The 344-nt window shown below is 60.8% G+C and carries 1 pseudogene; it reads right to left on the bottom strand.

The features are described 5' to 3' along the window. Positions 1-281 (bottom strand): annotated as a pseudogene (locus ACEWQZ_RS00050) (glutamine amidotransferase-related protein); the annotation flags it as partial. Positions 282-344 lie beyond the last annotated feature (63 nt).

A 344-nucleotide genomic window follows, 5' to 3' on the forward strand; every position in this document is an offset into this window, starting at 1 on the left:
AAGTGGCTGGCCATCGCCTGCATGCCGTAGCAGATGCAGAGCACGGGTACGCCCAGATCGAAGACAGGCGGCGGAATCCGCGGGCTGTCGTCGAAGCTGACCGACTCGGGCCCGCCGGAGAGAATCACGCCGCTCGCGCCAAAAGCCCGGATGACCTCGTCGCCGGCGTCATACGGCAGCACTTCGGACTACACCCCGATCTCGCGCACCCGGCGAGCGATCAGTTGAGTGTATTGCGATCCGAAATCGAGGATCAGAATGCGGTGGCTATGGATGTTCATTCAGTCGCTGTTGTCAACTGTGGAGTGTGTAGTGTGGGGGGGTTTTTTTTTTGCGCGGGGGTT

This window comes from Wenzhouxiangella sp. YN1 (genome assembly GCF_056324145.1).